We start from the raw sequence: 20274 nt of genomic DNA, 5'->3' as shown, positions 1-20274 counted from the left end.
GCGCAGCGAACACACGGGGGGGAATGGGGAACGCAGGACGAGACGGCAGGCGACGAGGCGAGATGGAGGCCCAACGGTGACCGATGTGGTGCATGTGGCGACGAGGTCCGACGTACCGGCCATCGTGTTCGGTTCGCGTCGCGTCAGCTACGCCGAGTTCGGTGCACGGGTCGACTCACTGGCTCGTCATCTGATCTCCATCGGTGTCGGACCCGACGTCGCCGTCGCGGTCGCCATCCCGCGGTCGGTCGAGCTTCTCGTCGCCATCCACGGCGTCGTCGCGGCGGGCGGTCACTACGTTCCGCTCGACATCGACGCGCCGTCTGACCGCACCCGGTACATGCTCGACACCGCGGACGCCCGGCTGGCCCTCGTCGCCGCCGATTCCGCCGTCGAACTGCCGGCGGACGTCACCGCGGTCGTGGTCGACACGACCACCGAGGTCGACCTCGCCACCGCACCGGTCACCGACGACGAACGGCTCGCGCCCCTGCAGCCCGCCGATGCGGCGTACACGCTGTTCACGTCGGGGTCGACGGGTCGGCCGAAGGGTGTGACGGTGTCGCATGCGGCGATCGTGAACCGTCTGGAGTGGATGCGGGACTGGTATTCGATCAAGGACTCGGATGTCTTCGTGCAGAAGACGCCGGTGACGTTCGATGTGTCGGTGTGGGAGTTGTTCCTGCCGTTCGCGGTGGGGGCGACGCTGGTGGTGGCCGAACCGGAGCGGCATGGTGATCCGCGGTATCTGGCGGAGTTGATCACGGCTGAGCGGGTGTCGGTCATCCATTTCGTGCCGTCGATGTTGTCGGTGTTCCTGGATGTCCTGGGCGATCGGGTGGGTGAGCTGTCGTCGTTGCGGTTGACGTTCACCTCGGGTGAGGCGTTGACCGCGCCGGTGGCGCAGGCGTTGGTGGCGGCGTTGCCGGGCAACGAGGTCCACAATCTGTACGGTCCGACCGAGGCGGCGGTGGACGTGACCGCTCATCAGGTCCGGGCGGGGGAGACGTCGGTGCCGATCGGCGTCCCGGTGCCGAGCACCACCACCTTCGTCCTCGACTCCCGACTTCAGCTCGTGCCCTCCGGCGTGCCCGGTGAGCTGTATCTGGGGGGCGTGCAGCTCGCCCGCGGTTACGCCTCACAGCCCGGCCTGACCGCCGAACGGTTCGTCGCCAGTCCCTTCGCGGCTCCCGCGCGCGGCGAGGCGGCCGACAACACCGACGGTTTCGGTGAACCCGGTGAACGTCTGTACCGTACCGGCGATCTCGTCCGCTGGAATGCGCGTGGCCAGTTGGAATACCTGGGCCGCACGGACTTCCAGGTGAAGCTTCGCGGACAGCGACTGGAGCTGGGGGAGGTCGAGTCCGTCCTCATGTCGGCGCCGGGTGTCCTCCACGCGGCCGCCACCGTGGCGAAGGTGTCCGGGCAATCACACCTCGTCGCCTATGTCTCGCCGGCGTCGGTCGACATCGACGCGGTGAAATCGGTTGTCGCGCGGACACTGCCGGCCTACATGCGGCCGACGGTGTGGATGGCACTCGAGCAGCTGCCGCTGAACAGTGCGGGCAAGGTCGCCCGGCGTAAGCTGCCGGTCCCCGAACTCACCGTCGAGGAATTCGCCGCACCCGAGTCCGACGCCGAGACCTCGATCGCGGCCATCGTCGCCGATGTGCTGGGCGCCGACCGGGTCAGCGTGACGCAGTCGTTCTTCGACCTCGGCGGCAACTCGCTGTCCGCGGCGCGTGTGGCGGCGCGCGTGGCCGACCTGCTCGACGTCGACGTGTCGGTGGGCGACCTGTTCGACGCGCCGTCGGTGCGGGATCTGGCCGCCCTGGTGTCCGGACGCGGCCGGAGCGTCCCGCGCGTCACCGCGATGTCGCGGCCCGCGCGGTTGCCGTTGTCGACGGCGCAGAGCCGCATGTGGTTCATCAACCAGTTCGACACCGCCTCGGCGGCCTACAACATCCCGATGGCCCTGCGGCTGACCGGAGCCCTCGACCTCGACGCGCTCGCGGCCGCGGTCGGCGACGTGGTCGCCAACCACGAGATCCTGCGCACCACCTACCCCAGCGACGAACAGGGGCCGTTCCAGCTCGTCACCGATGCCGACACGGCCCGCGCCCGCCTCGACTGGCAGGCGGTGGAGACCGAGGATGATCTGTTCGTCTCCGCGACCACCGGCTTCGACGTCGCCGCCGAGTTCCCCCTCCGGGTCAGGGTCCTGCGCCGCGCCGACGACGTGGTGGACGTCGTCGTCACCGTGCACCACATCGCCTTCGACGGTGAGTCGACCCCGGTCTTCGTGCGCGACCTGCTCGGCTCGTACCTGGCCCGGACGAACGCCGCACCACCGGTCGCCGCGCCCGCGGTCCAGTACGCAGACTTCGCGCTGTGGCAGCGCGAATACCTGGGCGCCGCCGACGATCCCGGCGCACCGATGGGTCGTCAACTCGCGCACTGGCGCGAGGTCCTCGCGGATCTGCCCGCGGTGACCGACCTGCCGATGGATCGCCCGCGGCCGGCCGTGCTCGACACCGCGGCCGCCGTCGAGTCCGTGACCGTCGACGACGCGCTCGCCGCCGCCCTGGAAGACTTGGCGCGCAACCGCGACGTCACGGTGTTCATGGTGCTGCACGCGGCACTCGCCGTCACCGTCGCGCGGCTCGCCTCCACCCGGGACGTCGTCATCGGCACACCCATCGCCGGCCGCCCCGACGCCGCGCTTCATGACCTCGTCGGCATGTTCGTCAACACGCTCGTGCTGCGCACCGACGTCGACCCGGCATCGACCGTCGACGACCTCATCGCCACGATCCGCGCCACCGACCTCGATGCCTTCGCGCACGCCGACGTGCAGTTCGACGATCTGATCGAGGAACTCGCGCCGGAGCGGTCGACGGCCTACCCGCCGCTGGTCCAGATCGCCTACACCCTCGTCGCCGCGGGCGGACGCCCGGAGGAGATCGACCGGGTGGAGTTCTCGGGTCTGAGGGCCGAACCGCTCGGGGCCGCCGCCCCGATCGCCAAGTTCGACCTCACCGTCTCGGTGTCCGAACGGTCCGGATCATCGCCGATGCGGGCCGACTTCCTGTACGCCACCTCGTTGTTCGACGCCGCCACCATCCGCCGATTCGCCGAGGTCTGGCTGCAGGTGATCGCCGCGATGGCCACCGATCCGTCGCTGCCCGTCGGGGACGTCGACATCGTCGGCATCGACGCCGCCGCCCTCAGCGCGCCGAGCCGCAACTCCGTCGGCGAGACGGCACCGGCCGCCGACGGCGGGGTCACCGAGCCGGTGACCCTCACCGAACTCCTCGCGCGGCGCGACCTCGACCCGCATCGTCCGGCACTGGTCCACGACGGCACCGAGATCTCGTACGCGGAGTTCGAGGAACGGACCAATCGTCTGGCTCGCCAGTTGATCTCCCGCGGGGTCGGGCCCGGTGACGTGGTCGCCGTCGGCCTCGAGCGGTCGATCGGGTCGGTGGTCGCCGTGTTCGGTGTCATCAAGGCGGGTGCCGCCTACGTGCCGATCGACCCCGCCTACCCGAGCGACCGGATCGCGTTCATGGTGACCGATTCCGGTGTGCGCCTCGGTATCACCGATGCGCCGACGCGGGACCGGTTGGGTGAATCATCCTGCGAATGGCTCGAACTCGCCTCGCTCGACGATCCGACCGTCACCGGTGAGCCCGTCACCGACGCCGAGCGTCATCGGCCGGTCCTTCTCGACGACCTGGCCTACCTCGTCTACACCTCCGGTTCCACCGGACGGCCGAAGGCGGTCGGGGTTCCGCATCGCGGCATCGCGAACTTCGTCGCCGCGCTGACCGAGGTCACCGGAACGCCGGCGCAGGCCCCCGACACCCGTGTCCTGCACGTCGCCTCCCCGAGCTTCGACGCCTCGGTGCTGGAGATGATGTGGTCGATCGCGGTCGGACACACCCTCGTCGTGGCGCCCGCGGCGGAGTACGCCGGCGATGCACTGGGCCGCATCCTTGAGCGCGACCGGGTCACCGACACCCTCATCACCCCCACGGTGCTGGCGACCGTCGACCCGCGCCGGGGCCGCACCGTCCGCAACCTCGTCACCGGTGGCGAGGCCTGCCCACCCGAGCTGATCGCGCGGTGGGCCACACCGGAATCCGGCCGCCGGATGTTCAACTTCTACGGCCCGTCGGAGGCCACCGTCTGGGCGACCACCGGACGATCCGAGCCCGGCGCGCCCGTGACCATCGGACGACCGGTCCGCGGCTTCGCCGCCTACGTGCTCGACGGCCGTCTGCATCCGGTACCCCAGGGCGTGGTGGGTGAGCTCTACCTGTCGAGCGGCGACTCGTTGGCGCGCGGATACCTCGGCCGCCCCGGCCTCACCGCGTCGTCGTTCGTGGCCGACCCGTTCGCCCGCGAGGCGGGCCACCGCATGTATGCCACCGGCGACCTGGTGCGGATCACCGCTACCGGCGAGATCGAGTTCGCCGGGCGCGCCGACCACCAGGTCAAGATCAACGGCCAGCGAGTCGAACTCGGCGAGATCGAGTCCGTTCTCGGTGACCAGCCGGGCGTCGGCTCGGTCGTCGTGACCGGTGTCGACGACGACCACGGTCGCACCCGGCTCGTCGCCTACCTCGTGGGTGACGACACCGCCGGTGACCGCCTCGACGCCGACTCCGTCCTGGCCGGGGCGGCGGATCGGCTTGCCGGACACATGATCCCGCACTCGGCGATGGTGCTCGACGAGCTACCCGTGACCCCGGGCGGCAAGCTCGACCGGCGCGCACTGCCGGTGCCCGAGTTCACCACGCCCGCCGACGGATACGTCGCACCGGCGACGACCGCCGAGGAGACCCTCACGGCGATCGTCGCGGGGCTGTTGGGTCTGGGCACCGTCTCGGTCACCGAGTCCTTCTTCGCGCTCGGCGGGGACTCGATCATGTCCATCCAGCTCGCGTCCGCCGCGAAGGCCGCCGGGTTGTCGCTGTCGCCGCGAGAGATCTTCGAGCAGAAGACCATTCGCGCGATGGCGCGGGTGGCGTCGGCAGGTGGGGACCGGGCCCCGATGCTCGCGGAGCCGACCGACGATCCGGCCGGACAGGTCGACCTCCCGCCGATCGTGTCCTGGCTCGTCGACGCCGCGCGGACGCCGGCCGACCTCGCCGACTTCAACCAGTCGATGGTGCTCACGGCACCGGCCGGACTCACCGTCGCCCACCTCGGCGAGGTGCTCGGCGCGGTCGTCGACGCGCATCCGATGCTGGGTGCGCGCCTGGAGTCCGCCGGGGACGCCCAGACCGGGGGCACCCAGACCGGTGACACTTGGACCCTCACCACCGGAACACCTTTCGATCCCGGCGCCTCGATCGTGTCGGTGGCGACGGACACCGTACCCGGCGAGGCCGGGTTCGCCGATGCGCTGGTCGACGCGCATGCGCAGGCGGCGCGCCGCCTCGACCCGGCCGCCGGGCGGCTGGTCGCCGCGACGGTGGTCAGCGGCGCCGCACCCGGGGAATCTCCCGACGAGGCCGACCGACCCGCACGAATCGTGCTGGTACTGCACCACCTCGCCGTCGACGCGGTGTCCTGGCCGATCCTGATCGAGGATTTCCTCACCGTGCATGCCCAACTGTCCGCCGGGCACCCGGTGGCGGTCCGTGCCGAGGAGACCTCGCAACGTGCGTGGCAGCGGGCACTCACCGCGCAGCTCGACGCCCGGCGTGGCGAGATCGGGTACTGGCTCGACCGGTCCCCAGCCCTTCCGACCGACTTCGGCGCGCCGCTCGACCCCGACCGCGACCGATACGGCACCCTGACCTCGATCGTCCACCGCGTCGACCCGGCCATCGTCGACCCGTTGACGACGACTGTGCCCGAGGCGTTCTCGGCGTCGGTGGTCGACGTCCTGCTCGGCACCCTCGCGCGCGCGGTCCGCTCCTGGCAACATGATCGCGGCATCGCCGACGCCGCTCCCGTCACCGTGCTCACCGAGGGGCACGGCCGATACGAGGACGTCCTGCTCACCGGCCCGGACCCGCGTCGCGCCGACCTGTCGCGCACGGTCGGCTGGTTCACCTCGATCGCCCCGCTCGCCCTCGATCCGGCCGACGACGTCGTCCACGCGGTCAAGGCGGCCAAGGAAGAACGTCTCGGCATGCCCGACTCCGGGATCGGGTTCGGCCTGCTGCGTTACGCCGCCGACGGCCGCGGCCCCGGCGACCCGGCCGCGCAACTGCATTCGCGTCCACTGCCGACGATCGCGTTCAACTATCTCGGGACCCGCGGTACGACCGGTCAGAGCGAGGACCCGACGACCCCGGTCGGGGCCGACCCCCTGTCGTCGGTCGCCCCGTCGTCCGACACCGCAGCACCGGTCGGTGCGGGCTTCCTGCCCGCACCCGACGCGCCGTTCCTGCCGGCCACGGTGTCCGACGGGGTGGCGGCCATGAGCGTGCTGACGGTCAACGCGAGCACCGGTGCGTCCTCGAAGGGGCGTGTGCTCTCGGCCGATCTGCAGTTCCCGGCGGCGATCCTGTCGCCGGAGGATGTCCGCGACATCGCACGACGGTGGACCGCGGAACTCGCCGACGTCGTCCGCCTCGTCACCGACGGCGTCGACGTCGGCCGCTCGCCGTCGGATGTCCCGGGTGCCGAGGTGACCCAGCATGACTTGGACATCGTGGCGCAGCGGTTCCCCGGTGCGCATGTCTGGGCCCTGTCGCCGCTCCAACGCGGGCTGTACTTCCAGTCCCAACTCGCGGGCGCCGATGAACTCGATGTGTATGTGACGCAAGCGGTTCTGCACCTCGAGGGTGAGGTCGACCTCGAGCGGCTGCGCACCGCGGTGGTCGCACTGCTCGATCACCACCGCACCCTCAAGTCCGGGTTCGTCCGGGTGCCCAGCGGGCACGTGGTGACCGTCGTGCCCGAGACGGTGCCGCTGCGCTGGCGCGTGCTCGACGTGCCGACCACCGCCGAGGTGGATGTCCGGGCTGCCGTCGACGAGGTGTCGGCGGCCGAGCGCACCGAACCGTTCGACCTCGCCGACCCGCCGCTGCTGCGAGCGGTGGTCGTGCGCCACGCACAGGGCACGAGCGTGGTCATCACCAACCATCACATCCTGTTCGACGGCTGGTCCGGGCCGCTCGTGTTGGCCGACCTGCTGGCGCTCTACGCGACCGGGACCCCGTTCACCGGTCAGGGAACGACCGAGCGCACCGACTTCGCCGACTACCTGGCCCGCATCGCCGACACCGACCTCGACGCCGGTCTCGCGGCGTGGCGACGAGTCCTCGAACCGGTCGAGGAGCCGACCCTGGTCGCCCCCGGACTCACCGGCCACTCCGTCGAGGATGCCGAGAACGACTCCGCGACAGACCATCTGCCGCGCGAGCATCGCTGGGTCCTCGAACCCGACCTGGTCTCGGGTCTCGAGCGCACGGCGCGGCAATCCGGTTCGACGACGGCCACGGTGTTGCAGCTCGCCTGGGCTGTGCTGCTGTCCCGGCTGACCGACAACCGGGTGGTCACCTTCGGCGAGACCGTGTCCGGGCGTCCCGCCGGACTCGACGGCGTCGAGTCGATGGTCGGCCTGTTCATCAACACGCTGCCCGCCGTCGTCGACGTCGACCCGGACGCGACGATCGCCGAGGTGCTCGGCCGGTTGCAGTCGGACAAGACCGCCGTCCTCGATCATCAGCACATCGGCCTGCCAGAGATCCTCACCGCCGTCGGGCGGCCGCAGCTGTTCGACACCCTGACCGTGCACGAGTCCTATCCCGTCGACAATGACTCACTCGCCGGCGGTGCCGCCAGTGCCGCAGTGGGACTGTCGATCCGGGACGTCGAGGTCTCCGACGCCACGCACTACCCGCTCAACCTCGCGACCTCGCCGACCGCGTCGGGCATCGCGGTCCGGTTGACCTATCTCCCCGACGCCTTCGCCGACGACGAGATCGCCGTCTTCGCACGGTCCCTCGAACGCATCCTGTGGACCATCGCGAGCGACGCACGGACTCTGATCGCCGACATCCCGCCGATGTCGGAGGTCGACGAGACCCGCCTCGACACATGGTCGGCCGGCCCGGAGCTGATCCCGTCCGGCACCCATGTCGCCGATCTCCTACTCGAGCGCGTCGCCGCGTCGCCCGACGCGATCGCGGTGGAGAGTCCGGCCGGGGCCTCGACCCGCGCGCATTCGACCTATGCCGAATTGGGAAGCAGGGTGAGCGTTCTCGCCCGGCGGCTGGTGGGTCTGGGGGTCGGACCGGAGGTCGCGGTCGGCGTGTGCATCCCGCGGTCGACGGAGATGATCGTCGCCGTCCACGCGATTCTCGCCGCCGGTGGGCAATTCGTGCCGATGGACCCGGCCGCGCCGGCCGATCGCATCGACTATCTGGCGCGCACCGCCGATGTCGCGGCGGTGCTGATCGGCCCGGGACTGGTCCCGGCGGGCATCGAGGCCCTCGACCCCGGTGTGACCGTCGTGGCCGTCGACGACGACTCGGACGCCGGTGAGCCGGCGTCGCTCTTCGCGCCGGCGGAGCGTTCGTCGGCAGTCGTCGGCGCGAATCCGGCCTACACCATCTTCACGTCGGGTTCGACCGGTCGTCCCAAGGGCGTCACGGTGAGTCACGAAACCCTGCGCGCCCATCTCGATTACGACCGCGGCGCCTACGATTTCGGCCCCGATGATGTCTTCCTGCAGGTGTTGGAACTCACCTTCGATCCGTCGGTCGGCGAGATCCTCCGCCCGCCGCTCTCGGGTGGCCGCCTGGTGGTCATGGAGCCGGGTGCGCATCGTGACCCGGTCGCCGTCCTGCGCTACCTCGCGGACTTCGGCGTGACGTCGGCGACGCTGGTGCCCTCGATGCTCGCCGTGCTCACCGAGGTCGCCGATCCCGAACAGCTGCGCGGTCTCTCACGGCTGCGCTACCTGCACACGGGCGGCGAGGCGCTCCCGCAGAGCGTCGCCGAGACCGTGCGCGAGCTCATCCCGTATGCCCCCGTCAGCAACCAGTACGGGCCGACCGAGGCGACCATCTACGCGACCGTCGCGCGGGTCGCGGGCGACTCGGTCTCCATCGGGCGGCCCGTGGCGAACACGACCGCGCTGGTGCTCGACCATCGATTGCGCCCGGTGGCACCGGGATTCACCGGCGAGCTGTACCTCGGCGGCATCCAGCTGGCACGCGGATACACCTCGCGGCCCGCGCTCACGGCCGAACGCTTCGTGCCGAACCCCTACGGCGTGCCGGGGTCTCGCCTGTACCGGACCGGTGACCTGGTCCGCTGGCGAGCCGACGGTGAGCTGGAATACCAGGGCCGCACGGACTTCCAGGTGAAGCTGCGTGGCCAGCGGATCGAGCTCGGCGAGATCGAGTCGGCCCTCACGTCGGCGCCGGGCGTCGTGTACGCGGCGGCGGCCGTCGTCGAGACGCCGGCCGGGCAGCAACTCGTGGCCTACCTGACACCGGCTTCGGTGGACCTGGATGCGGTCAAACACTCGGTGGCGCAGGCGCTCCCGGAGTTCATGCGTCCCGGGATGTGGATGCTGATCGACGAGATGCCGCTGAGCAGCGCGGGCAAGATCGTGCGACAGCAGTTGCCCGCGCCGACCGTCGACACCGCCGCGATCGTGCCGGTCGCCGGCCCGCGGGAAGCGGCGGCGGCGTCGGTCTTCGCCGAGCTGCTGTCGATGTCGCCGGAGAACGTCGGCGCCACCACGAATTTCTTCGACATCGGCGGCAATTCGCTGTCGGCGATGCGGGCAGCCGCCCGGCTCGGGGACGCCCTCGATGTCGACGTGACGGTGCGTGACGTCTTCGAGGCGCCGACGCCGCGCCTGCTGGCCGAACGCCTCGGCGACCGTACCGGCGGACTCCCGCCCATCGTCGCGGTGACGCCTCGTCCCGACCGGATCCCGCTGTCGTACGCCCAGCAGCGGATGTGGTTCATCAACCGCTTCGATCCGACGCTGGCGGCCTACAACATCCCGGCGGTGATGCGCCTGACCGGCGATCTCGATCCGGCTGCGCTCGGCGCCGCGATCGCCGACGTCGTCGCGCGCCATGACATCCTCCGCACCACCTATCCCGAGACCGGCGGTCAGCCGGTACAGCTGATCGCCCCGGTGGCCGACATCGCGACCCGGCTCGACCACGAGTTCGTGCCGGCCGCGGCCGGGCGCGACGGGGGAGAGGTCGTACTGGCCGCCGTCACAACGGGATTCGACCTCGCCGTCGACTGGCCGGTGCGGACCAGGCTGATCGAGATCGGAACCGGTTCCGGGACATCCGAGTACATTCTCGCGGTGGTCCTGCACCACGTGGCGTCCGACGGCGAATCCCTCGGGCCGCTGGTCACCGATCTCACCGCCGCCTACCTGGCACGGGCCGCCGGTACAGAGCCGTCGTTCGAGCCACTGCCCGTCCAGTACGCCGATTACGCCATCTGGCAGCGCCGCGCCCTCGGCGATGTCGACGACGCGGCGTCGGTGATGGGTGCCCAGCTGGAGTACTGGAGCGCGCACCTGGCCGGGATGCCCGATCTCCTGGAACTCCCGACGGATCGGCCTCGCCCGGCGGTCGCGTCGCAGCGTGGCTCGCGCGTGTCCTTCACGATCCCGGCGGACGTCACCACCCGGATGGGCACCGTCGCCGACGAGTTCGGGGTCACCCCGTTCATGGTGCTGCACGCGGCGCTGGCGGTCCTGCTCGCCGACCTGTCGGGAACCGACGACGTGGCGATCGGCACGCCGATCGCCGGACGTGGTGCCGCGGTACTCGATCCGCTGGTCGGCATGTTCGTGAACACGCTCGTGCTGCGTACCGCCCACGCGGCCGGTGACACGTTCGTCGACGTCCTCGGTCGCGTCCGACGCACCGACCTCGATGCCTTCGCCCATGCCGATCTGCCGTTCGAGACCCTCGTCGACCGGCTCAACCCGGTTCGTTCCGAGGCGTTCGCCCCGCTCACCCAGGTGTGGCTGACCCTGGACCAGGCGGTGGTCCCCGAGCTCGCCGGACAGTCGCTGTCGGCCGATCTCGGCGACATCTCGGTCAGCCCGCTCGACGCGGGCGAGGTGCCGGCGAAGGTCGATCTGCTGTTCTCGATCGCGAAGGCGGAGGCGGGCGAGACCTGGTCGGCGGCACTGCAATACGCCACCGATCTGTTCGCGGAATCCACCGCCACCGGCTTCACGGCTCGATTCGTCAACCTGCTCGGCGCGCTCACCGCGACCCCGACCGCCCCGGTCGCCGCGGCGCCCATCCTGCTGGCCGGTGAGGCCGAGTCGCTGGTGCCGGTACACGGCGGCCAGGCCGCCGAGGCCGTGTTGCTGGGCGAGCTCTTCACCGAGGCCGGCACGCGGTACCGGCGTCGTACCGCGGTGGTCGACGCCTCCGGCGCTACGCTGTCGTACTCCGCGCTGCACGCCCGGTCCAACCGCCTGGCGCGCTGGCTGATCGGTCGCGGCGTCGGTGCGGAAACACTGGTGGCGCTTGCGATTCCCCGGTCCGTCGACCTGTTGGTCGCGATCTGGGCGGTCGCGAAGACCGGCGGCGGTTACGTTCCCATCGATCCGGATTACCCTGCCGAACGGGTCGCGACGATGGTGGAGGACTCCGGCGCCCGGATGGGGCTGTCGGTCCACGCCGTCGGCGCGTTGCCGGACGAGGGCTTCGAGTGGCTCCGCCTCGACGACGCCGCGGTGGCCGCCGAACTCGACGCCACGTCGGATGCACCGGTGGACCCGGCCGAGCAGACCGGTCCGGTCAGAACCGACAACGTCGCCTACGTCATCTACACCTCGGGGTCGACGGGACGCCCCAAGGGCGTCGCGGTGTCGCATTCGGGACTGCGCAACTTCGCCGTGGCGAAGTCGACGGCGCTGGGAACCGAGGACGGGGCGGTGGTCCTGGGATTCGCGTCCCCGAGCTTCGACGCCTCGGTGCTCGAGTACCTCCTCGCGACGGTCAACGGCGGCACGCTCGTCTACCGGCCGTCGACCGCGGTCGGCGGTACGGAGCTGCAGGAGTTCATGCAGCGACACGAGGTCGCCACGACCTTCCTCACGCCGTCGGTGCTGTCGACGCTCGACCCGGCCGCGCTGCCCAGCCTGCAGGCGGTCTCCGTCGGCGGCGAGGCCGTGCCGCAGTCGGTGATGGACGTCTGGGCGCCACACACCCGCATCCACAACGGATACGGCCCGACGGAGACCACGATCATGGTCGCGGTCTCCGACGCGGCGGCGCCCGGCGACCCGGTCCGCCTCGGTGGTCCGCTGCCCGGCCTCGAGTTCCTCGTGCTCGACGCCCACCTGCGGCCGGTGCCGGTCGGTGTGGCGGGGGAGCTCTACGTCCTCGGCCCCGCACTCTCGCGCGGTTATCTCGACCAGCCCGGCCTGACCGCCGCGCGGTTCGTCGCCAGTCCGCTCGCCGGACCCGGACGCCGCATGTACCGGACCGGCGACGTCGTGCGCTGGCGCGAGTCACCGTCGGGCGACCTCACGCTCGAGTACTCCGGCCGCAGCGACGACCAGGTGAAGCTGCGCGGCCTGCGCATCGAACTCGGCGAGATCGAGGCGGTGCTGCGCTCGGCGCCCGAGGTGCGTTCCACGGTCGTCGTCGGCATCGGCTCGTCGGGGACCCCGAGTTCGGTGGCGTCGAGCCTCGCCGCCTATGTCGTCGGTGACGGTGTAGAGGTGGACGCTCTGCGTGGTCTGCTGGCCGCGCAGCTGCCCGGACACATGGTGCCTGCCTCGATCACGGTGCTCGACGAGTTCCCGCTGACCCCGGTCGGCAAGCTGGACCGAGCGGCGCTGCCGGCTCCCGAGGTGACTTCCGTCGAATTCGTCGCCCCGGCCACCCCGGTCGAGCAGGCGGTCGCCGATGCCTACGCCGAGGTCCTCGGCGTCGAACAGATCGGTGCCACCGACAGCTTCTTCGACCTCGGCGGCAACTCCCTCTCGGCCACCCGGGTCGCGGCGGCGCTGCGCGACCGCAACGGCTTCGACATCGAACTCGCGTGGTTGTTCAGCGATCCGACGGTGCGTGGTCTGGCCCGCAGGCTGGCCGAGGGCAACGCGGTGAGCAACGATGTGGTGATCACCCTCCGCGGCGAGGGTTCGCGGCCGCCGCTGTTCTGCGTGCACCCGGCCGGCGGCCTGGCGTGGTTCTACGGCGGGCTGGCACCGCACCTGCGGGATCGGCCCATCTACGGACTCCAGGACCCGCATGTGGTGACCGGAGAGCCGAGCGTGACCGACGCGCGGGTGCTGGCCCGGCGCTATGTCGAGGAGATCCGGCGGGTCCAGCCGCATGGCCCCTACCATCTGCTCGGCTGGTCGGTCGGCGGCGTGATCGCCCACGCGATGGCCGTACACCTCGTGGAACTCGGGCAGCAGGTCGCCTACCTGGGGATCATGGACTCCCGCCCGGAGGACGAACCGGTGATCGTCCACGACGTCCCCCAGCACGGGGAGCCGGTCGAGACGGCCGCGGCGGAGCCCGGGCCGGCGATCGAGCCGGACGCGTCCACCGTGGTCGACGTCCTCGGCGGTTGGCGGGATCTCTTCGATCTCGGCGACGACGTGCAGGCGTCCACCTCCGAGGAGGTCACCGCGATCATCCGGCAGCAGATCTCCGGCATGGGCCTGCTCGCGGAGGATCAGGTGGAACGCATCATGGACAGCTTCGAGTCCTCGACCCAGGTGGTCCTCGACTACCGGCCCGATGTCTTCGCCGGCGACATACACGTGTTCACCGCGACCGAGGACAAGGACGACCCGTCGACCCTGGCCGCGGCCTGGCGGCCGTTCGTCACCGGCGCCGTCGACAACGTCGACGTGGCCACCCACCACCTGGGGATGGCGAACGCCGACGCCCTAGCGGTCGTCGGACCGGCGCTCGATGCCCAGCTGTCGCAGGTCGACGGCGCCGGCGAGCGGACACCGGAATGAGGGGATTTGCGTGACATCATCGAACTGACCTCGCGTGAATCCGGGCGGCGAGCCACTACGTTCGACAACAACAAAGCAGGCGGGTGACGACAGTCGCCGTGCCGATGGAGAAAGGACACCCATGACGAACCCATTCGACGACGAGGACGGCCGCTTCTACGTGCTCGTGAACGACGAGAACCAGCACTCGCTGTGGCCGACGTTCGCCGACATCCCCGCCGGGTGGACCAAGGTCTTCGGCGAGGACAGCCGCGCCGCGTGCCTGGAGTACGTGGAGCAGAACTGGACCGACCTCCGGCCCAAGAGCCTCATCGAGGCGATGGAGGCGGACAAGAGCGGGGACGCCTGAGTCGGTGACGGGCCCCGACACTCGCGATCGCGAAAGTCGGTCGTGCTCGAATGTCGGGACAGTTGCACGTGGATAACAGGTAAAGAATCAACCCAGTGGTGACCTGTCGCAACTGCAGTCACAGCCGTAACATCGGATTGCAGCACAGTTACCGAAATTGTTGTGGAATATCCCACACATGTTGAGTCAGTGTTCTACTAGTTGAATGAGGTAGGGCACACTTGGTTGAAGGATCGCATGAGTACCAACGTCAGGGGAGGCGGGGACACAGCGATCGACGCTCCACGGGCGGGAAGGCAGTAATCATGGACCAGCTACTACTGGATGACATCCAGACACGAGGGGCGATCACGCCCCACCTGACCGCTGTTCGGCTGGGCGATGACGCTCTCACCTACGGTGAACTCGCCGATCGCGTCGAGGACTACGGCAGCGTGCTGGCCGAGTACGGTATGTCGCCGACCTCGGCGTTCTACGCCGCCCTGATGCACTGTATGCCGTCTCTCGTGGACATCGACCCGGTCGATTCCCGGTTGCAGGTCATCGGCGAGATCCAGGCCTGGCTCGGCCGCGAGCGCGGCGAGGTCGCCTCGGTCCGGCCCCGACTCCGCGCGGTCAGCTAGAGACCCGCACCGACATACCCGACGAGACCCGCCGACAGGCGGGTCTCGTTGTTTCTGCGGTCGTGCGACCGTGGCGGCGACAAGCGTGGCGGCGACAGGCCTCGAAGAATGCGCCCGCGGCTACAGTCCGGCGAGGAGCAGAACGAGGAAGAGGATCGGGCCGCCCACGATCACGCTGCCGGCGCCGGTCACGATGCCCGTGATCGCGCGACCGGTGCCCTTGCGCTCCGCGGGGGCGCGTCGAACCTGCCTGACGCCGACCGCGCCGGCGACGACGGCGATCAGTCCGAGGATCGCGCCCAGTCCCAGCAGGAGGGTCAGGGGTATGGAGATCAGCCCGGTGGTCAGCGCCAGTGAGGCTGCCGGTGCGACGGAACGGCCGCCGACGGGCCGGGTCAGGTACGGTGCCGAGCGCACCGGAAAGGTCCGCGCGGGCAGCGGCATAGCGGCAAGGGGTGCCCGTCCGGCGTTCTCCAGGTCCCAGAAGTCGCCCACCGGTGGTAGTGCGGCATGCTCTCGTGCCGGCAGCCGGCCCGCGTCGCGCGTCACCATCCGCGGTGACGATTCCGCCGCGGGCTCGACCTTGGTCGGCAGCTTCGGCGACGCGGGTACCGCAACGTGCAGGTCGACCCGCGTGCCGGTCGGTTCGGCCGCAGCCGGCAACTCGGTGTCGTCGAGATCGTTGACGAGCGGCCACCGCGCGTGCCGCTGGGTCACCGGTGGAGCGAACGGTTGGGTGGGTTGATCGGTACGCACGTACACCTCCTCGCCGCCCGGCTCCGGGTCGGAACCGCACCCGTCCGAGTGTAGGCGAGGAGGCGACGTACGCCGTGGGTCTAGTTGCCCTCTTGCTGGCCGCTGCCCATGCTGATCAGCTGCTGAATGGCGTCACCACTGAGCTTCCAGTCGCCGTCGACCTCGACGAAGCCGAGCTGGATGTCGACCGGCGTCGAAGAATGCGGGCTCTTCACCGCGACGGTCGCGGTGGCCTTGTCGCCGTCCTCGGTGACCTCCTTCACGGAGAACGCGTCGGGGGTGTATCCCGCGGCGGAGGCGCCCTTGGCGAAAGCCATCGCGGCCGGTTTGGTGGCCGGGTTGGTGACGTCGATGACCTGGTCGAGCTCCTCGGAGGAAGTGTTCGGGTCGATGGCCTGGCGCAAGGTTTCCTGTGCGTCGTCATTGCTGAGCCCGGTGACCTCGTCGACCGCGTCGCTGGCGGCGGTCTCGACCTGGCTCGCCGCGGACTCGACGGCGGTGGACACCGCGCTCGTCGCCTCGTCGACGGTGTCGGTGGACTCCGAACAACCGGTGGCGACGAACAAAGCGGCCCCGGCGAGGGTGACGGCAGCGACGGACTTCCGGATCTTCATGCGACTCTCCTCGATGCAGTTGTCTATCCGCGGCGCTTCTCCGCAGTGAGCCAACACTAACTCACCGGCCACCGGAATTAATCGGACCGCGGTCCGGTTATGGTCGATGTAACCATCACAAGGAGGCGCGACATGCAGTTCGGACTCTTCAGCGTCAGTGACATCACCACCGACCCGACCACGGGCACGACGCCCACAGAACACGAGCGGATCAAGGCGATCGTGGAGATCGCCAAGAAGGCCGAGGACATCGGGCTCGACGTGTTCGCGCTCGGTGAGCACCACAACGAGCCCTTCTTCTCGTCGTCGCCCACCACGACCCTGGCCTACATCGCGGCGCAGACCGAGCGCCTGCAGCTGAGTACCGCGACCACGCTGATCACGACCAACGACCCGGTCAAGATCGCCGAGGACTTCGCGATGCTGCAGCATCTGGCCGACGGGCGCGTCGACCTGATGCTCGGGCGCGGCAACACCGGTCCGGTCTATCCGTGGTTCGGCCAGGACATCCGGCAGGGGATCCCGCTGGCGATCGAGAACTACCACCTCCTGCATCGGTTGTGGACCGAGCATGTGGTGGATTGGGAAGGACAGTTCCGGACCCCGCTGACGTCCTTCACCTCGACGCCCCGCCCGCTCGACGACGTGGCACCGTTCGTCTGGCACGGTTCGATCCGCAGTCCCGAGATCGCCGAGCAGGCGGCCTACTACGGGGACGGGTTCTTCGCGAACAACATCTTCTGGCCCAACGAGCACTTCCAGCGGCTGATCAACTTCTACCGCGAACGGTACGAGCACTACGGCCACGGCAAGGCCCACCAGGCCATCGTCGGGCTCGGCGGACAGTTCTTCATCCGGCCGAAGTCGCAGGACGCGGTGCGCGAGTTCCTCCCGTACTTCGACAACGCGCCGGTGTACGGACACGGTCCGTCGCTCGAGGACTTCACCTCGCAGACGCCGCTGACCGTCGGCAGCCCGGCCGAGTTCGTCGACAAGACGCTGACCTTCCGGGAGACCTTCGGCGACTACCAGCGTCAGCTGTTCCTCGTCGATCATGCGGGACTGCCGCTCAAGACCGTGCTGGAGCAGCTCGACCTGCTGGGCGAGGTGCTGCCGGACCTGCGCGCCGGGTTCGCGGAGGGACGTCCCGACGACGTTCCCGACGCGCCGACGCACGCCTCGCTCGTCGCCGCCCGCCGGGAAACCGAACAGAATGTGGAGGTGTCCTCGTGACCGCCCTGCGGATCGTCGCGGTGAATGCCGGTCTCTCCGAACCGTCGTCGACGCGACTGCTCGTCGACCGGATGATCGCCGCCGTCACCGAAGGACTCGGGGCGGGCCGCTCGGACGTCGAGATCGTCGACCTGCGTGACCTCGCCGCCGACCTGGGACAGGCGATGACGGTCGGCTTCGCCTCGGGCCGGGCACGCGCGGCACTCGACGCGGTCGAGGGGGCCGATGCCCTGATCGTGGCGACCCCGGTCTTCAACGCGTCGTACAGCGGCCTGTTCAAGATGTTCTTCGATCTCGTCGACATCGACGCCATGTCGGGCAAACCGGTGCTGATCGGGGCGACCGGCGGCAGCCCGCGCCACTCGATGGTGCTCGACCACGCGCTGCGACCGTTGTTCGCCTACCTACGTGCCGTCGTCCTGCCGACCGGCGTCTACGCCGCGTCGGCGGACTGGGCGGGCGCCGGTGGGGACACCGCGTCGTTGAACGACCGGATCGGCCGTGCCGCAGCCGAACTCGTCTCGCTCCTCGGACCGAGGGGTGGCACAGGGCCGGGGAATGCCGCCGACGGGGAACCGCCGCGCGCGGCCGTGGCCGACGGCAGGCAGCAGGCGGTCGAGGCCGCGGGGATCGCGAACTTCGCGAGGTTGCTCGGAACGGCGTGACGCGTTCTCACTCGGGGGCGGCGCGCCCCGGGGTGTTGGCCCGGGCGCGCAGCCGTGAGTGCGGCAGCGGCGGCGCGGGCAGGTGCTGCGTCGAACCGACGTAACCCTGCACCTGCCCGAAGCGTTCGCTGCGCGCCTCCCACTGGTCCCGGAAGCCGACGATGTCGTCGTGTGTGCGCCCGATGAAGTTCCACCACATGACGATGTCCTCCGCCAGCGGTGCGCCGCCGAGGAAGATCACCCGGGCGTCGGTCTCGGCGACGTTGGTGAGCGTGATCCGCCTTGCGCCCAACCCGATGTAGCCCAGCTCGGTGCGGGCCAGCGGTGCGGCGTCGGCGCCGGCGACCTCGACGCTTCCGGTGTCGACGAGAATGCCGTGCTCGTGTTCGGGGTCGACGTCGATGTCGACGGCGGCGCCGGGTGCGAAGTCGAGCTGGGCGCCGGTCAACGGCGTGAACGTGTGCACCGGCGAGCGGGTGCCGAACAGTTCGCCGAGAAAGACCTTGGCGGTGACCCCGCCGAGGTCGAGAGCATCGGGCCGGTGGTGTGCGAAGTCGCGTGCGGTGTCGGCATTCTCGGCCGGCAACGCGACCCACAGCTGCACCCCGTGCAGGGTGGTGGTGTCGGGTGTCGAGACCTCGGTGTGCGCGATGCCGTGCCCGGCGGTCATGAGGTTGATCTCGCCGGGGCGGACCATCGCGTGGTTGCCCATCGTGTCGCGGTGCTCGACCTCGCCGGTGAACAGCCAGCTGACCGTCTGGAGTCCGGTGTGCGGGTGTGGAGGCACGTCCATCCCGCCGCTGCTCGCGACGTCATCGGGGCCGTAGTGGTCGATGAAGCACCAGGCTCCGATCAGCGAACGTGACCGCTGCGGGAGGGTCCGGTGCACCGTCATCGCGCGTGGGCCGCCGAGCGGTACGTCGCGCGCGGTCAGGACGTCCATGTGGAGGAGGCCCGAACCCGCGGCGACGCCGGCATCGGCATGGCACTCGACCTCGACCGGGTCCGTCTCGAGATTGCTCATGGAACCATTGTCCGCGACGACGGCACGGACGTCCGCGAACCCGGCGGAGATGGCGGTCAGACCAGCGTGGGGTTCTCGAAACGCATCGTGATCCGATCGACCGAGCTCGACATCAGGGCGTGCCGCCCCAGCTGCAGGGATCGGAGTTCGTCGGCGATGGGGTGGTCGCCGAGGGTCAGGCGCGCGCCGCCGATCCGGGTGCGGGTGCCGGTGGTCGAGGTGAGCCGCCACGGTGTCATCCGCGTGATCCCGTCCAGCTGCGAATAGGCGTGCAACACGGTGTCGGCGGTGGAGTCCGGGACCTTGAGCCCCGGCTTCACACTCAGGTCGGCGACGAGTGCGCCGTCGGACACGAGGCGGCCGCGTCTGGTGGCGGAGGAGTGATCGACCTCGAACTCGGCGAGTGTCTTCGGGAATCCCCAGATGCCGCGCCCGGCGGCCAGGGTGAAGTCGCCGTCGACGGGGAGCCGGTGCACCAGCGCACGCGCGTCCCCCTTCAGCAGGGAGCGCAATGCCCGGATCGGTGAGGCGGGTGGGGTGGTCGGATCCTCGACGAGGAAGCACACGCCGAACTCGTTGTACGGTCCGAGGTCGCCGTCGACGTAGTCGACGAACACGAGCATGCACATGGTGCGACCCGGTCGGATGCGCAACGGGCGAAGCGTCCCGGGCTGTGCCGATTCGGCGTCGATGGCCCGTGCCACGGCCCGGGTGTCGGCGGTGAAACCGGCGACGAAGCACCGTGCGTGCCGGATCTCGACCGGCATGGTCACCGGGGTGCCGAGTACATCGTGCGTCGAAGGTGCGCTCACCTGTTCTGCTCCTGCGTGTCGGGTCGGGTCTGGTCGGGGGGGGGGCTGGTCGGTTTGTCGCCGGCTGGCGCCGGCACGGTCACTCTTTTTAGAACATGTTCTAGTCTTGCATGCCTTCGCTCCCGGCGGGACCCATCCGGGTGGTGTCCCCAAGAATGTGGACACGCCAGCGGTCAGATCGGGACCAGTTGATGTAGTTTCGCGCTCCGACGGGTGATATGTCCGACTCGGCACGTAGCTTTGG

General features: G+C 69.9%; 9 protein-coding genes. 5 read left to right on the top strand and 4 right to left on the bottom strand.

Annotation, left to right across the window (positions count from 1 at the left end; genetic code table 11):
- Positions 1–76: 76 nt before the first annotated feature.
- The 3 genes from Q9R39_RS03050 (at position 77) to Q9R39_RS03040 (ending at position 14926) form a co-directional block, all read left to right on the top strand.
- The gene (locus Q9R39_RS03050) at positions 77–13954 is read left to right on the top strand and encodes a non-ribosomal peptide synthetase (protein WP_311277076.1); all 13878 of its coding nucleotides are present in this window, start codon (positions 77–79) and stop codon (positions 13952–13954) included.
- Between the two features lie 121 nt (positions 13955–14075).
- Positions 14076–14303: an MbtH family protein gene (locus Q9R39_RS03045; protein WP_006360234.1), complete on the top strand. Its 228-nt coding sequence runs from the start codon at positions 14076–14078 to the stop codon at positions 14301–14303.
- Positions 14304–14608: 305 nt separating this feature from the next.
- Entirely contained in the window at positions 14609–14926 is a 318-nt protein-coding gene (locus tag Q9R39_RS03040) for a hypothetical protein (protein WP_006360233.1), read from the top strand.
- 120 nt (positions 14927–15046) lie between these two features.
- Here the strand turns inward: Q9R39_RS03040 and Q9R39_RS03035 are convergent, their stop codons facing one another.
- Together Q9R39_RS03035 and Q9R39_RS03030 are read right to left on the bottom strand one after the other, a co-directional pair.
- A complete protein-coding gene (locus tag Q9R39_RS03035; protein WP_311277075.1) occupies positions 15047–15682 on the bottom strand; it encodes a DUF4190 domain-containing protein in 636 nt (211 codons plus the stop codon).
- Positions 15683–15762: 80 nt separating this feature from the next.
- A complete protein-coding gene (locus tag Q9R39_RS03030; protein ID WP_311277074.1) occupies positions 15763–16296 on the bottom strand; it encodes a DUF4878 domain-containing protein in 534 nt (177 codons plus the stop codon).
- 132 nt (positions 16297–16428) lie between these two features.
- On the opposite strand from Q9R39_RS03030, the gene Q9R39_RS03025 reads away from it, so the two are divergent.
- Positions 16429–17529 carry an LLM class flavin-dependent oxidoreductase gene (locus Q9R39_RS03025; RefSeq protein ID WP_311277073.1) on the top strand — a complete coding sequence of 367 codons (1101 nt, stop codon included), beginning with the start codon at positions 16429–16431 and terminating at the stop codon, positions 17527–17529.
- Positions 17526–18194 (top strand): CE1759 family FMN reductase, encoded by a 669-nt coding sequence (locus Q9R39_RS03020; RefSeq protein ID WP_311277072.1) that lies wholly within the window; start codon positions 17526–17528, stop codon positions 18192–18194. The genes Q9R39_RS03025 and Q9R39_RS03020 overlap by 4 nt, the downstream gene beginning before the upstream one ends.
- A gap of 7 nt (positions 18195–18201) precedes the next feature.
- On the opposite strand, the gene Q9R39_RS03015 is transcribed toward Q9R39_RS03020, so the two are convergent.
- Together Q9R39_RS03015 and Q9R39_RS03010 are read right to left on the bottom strand one after the other, a co-directional pair.
- Entirely contained in the window at positions 18202–19218 is a 1017-nt protein-coding gene (locus Q9R39_RS03015) for a pirin family protein (RefSeq protein WP_311277071.1), read from the bottom strand.
- Positions 19219–19274: 56 nt separating this feature from the next.
- The gene (locus tag Q9R39_RS03010) at positions 19275–20030 is read right to left on the bottom strand and encodes an acetoacetate decarboxylase family protein (RefSeq protein ID WP_058252004.1); all 756 of its coding nucleotides are present in this window, start codon (positions 20028–20030) and stop codon (positions 19275–19277) included.
- Positions 20031–20274: the final 244 nt, after the last annotated feature.

Origin of the sequence: Gordonia sp. AC31 (assembly GCF_031844505.1) — a bacterium.
GTDB lineage: Bacteria > Actinomycetota > Actinomycetes > Mycobacteriales > Mycobacteriaceae > Gordonia > Gordonia hongkongensis.
The sequence above is the reverse complement of the archived record's forward strand: the minus strand, read 5'-3'. Positions and strand labels throughout refer to the sequence as shown.